The organism is Komagataeibacter nataicola, assembly GCF_003207795.1.
Taxonomy (GTDB): Bacteria; Pseudomonadota; Alphaproteobacteria; order Acetobacterales; family Acetobacteraceae; genus Komagataeibacter; species Komagataeibacter nataicola.
The window spans coordinates 1-1,402 of sequence record NZ_NIRT01000102.1; the positions used below are offsets into that span (position 1 = coordinate 1).

Annotated in this window: 1 protein-coding gene; it reads right to left on the reverse strand. The window is 59.6% G+C overall.

The window, feature by feature from the left end; translation table 11 throughout:
• Positions 1–5: 5 nt before the first annotated feature.
• Entirely contained in the window at positions 6–1,349 is a 1,344-nt protein-coding gene (locus tag CDI09_RS17480) for an IS1182 family transposase (protein ID WP_075595799.1), read from the reverse strand.
• Positions 1,350–1,402 lie beyond the last annotated feature (53 nt).

Genomic DNA, 1,402 nt, shown 5'->3' on the forward strand with positions numbered 1-1,402 from the left:
CCGGCTTATGCTGCCTGAAGCCGTGCCATTCTTTTGCAGTTGTATGCGAGAGCGACGAGGGTCCATTCAGTCGTGACTTTTGCAAGGCCACGCAGACTGAATCTTCTGAAGCCCATGATGCTTTTGATAATTCCAAAGACCGGTTCAACGGTCTGTTTTCGTAGTCTGTAAATATTTCCGGCTTTTGTGGTTTCCAGTTTTTTCTTCATGGCAAGCCGCCAGGGTTCGGTGATCCGGCGTGGTTCCCTGTTTTCAGGAGGTGGTCGGAAGTCATAAGGCCTGCGGGCACAGGGCCGTCCGATGGCGACCAGCGGATCAATGCCTTTTTTCCGCAGGTCCCGGACCGCCTGCCCGCTGGCGTAACCGGTGTCGGCAAGCACTGTCTTTGGGAGACCGATCGTGTTTTCCATCGACAGCACGGTGCTGGCAAAGGATGGCGCGTCCGCTGACGTGGCGACAACGTCGGTTGTCACGATCAACTGACTGCCTTCGGCGCAGACCACGGCCTGGGCATTGTAAGCCTGCCGGAACTCGTGGGCGTCCGAACGCCGCATGAGGCGGCTGTCGGGATCGGTCAGACTGATCTGCCGGTCGGGTGGTGGTTCATCATCCGGCGGTTTCGGCGCCCGACCGCGACGCCCTGTTTTTGCGTCATACATCGCCTTCTTTTTCTCGTATGCCGGTCGCGCCGCCTCGGCCTGCGCTTTCGCATCTGCTTCCAGCCGGGCGCAGGCTTCGTCCAGCTTCGCTTTCAGTGTTTCCCGTCGGGCAAGCTCTTCTGGCAGGGCCTGCGGATCTCTGTCTGTGGCATCTGCGTGCTCCGCCTGGTCCATCAGTTTCGCGATATCCACCGCCAGCTGTTCGCGCAGTGCCCTGATCCGGTCGTAGCGCAGGGAACGGTATTTCGAAGCGTCGGCATCAATTTTCGTGCCGTCAATCGATACGACACCCAGACGCAGCAGACCCGTCTCGCGCGCCAGAAGCAGGACCTGCGCAAATGCAGCTTCAATGGCTGTCCGGTTCGTCCGGCGGAAGGTCGCAATCGTATCATGATCCGGATGCAGGTTCGCCGCCACGAAGCGTACCCCGATGTCGCGATATGTCGCCCGCTCGATCCGGCGTGAGGAAAACAACCCGTTCGCATAGCTGAAGATCAGAAGGGCCAGCATCAGGCGCGGATGATACTGCGCCTTGCCTCCCGTGCGCACTGGCACGCAGAACGCACTCATCGGAACCCGCTCAACAGCTGCGACAATGAAATGCGCCATATCGTCAGCCGGAAGCCACGACGTCAGATCAGGCGGCAGAAGATACGGCTGGGATCGGTCAAACGGGATGAAGCGGCTCATCGCGACACTCTACAGCCTTACCCCTTCACAGGGTACCCCAACCCGACAGGCTG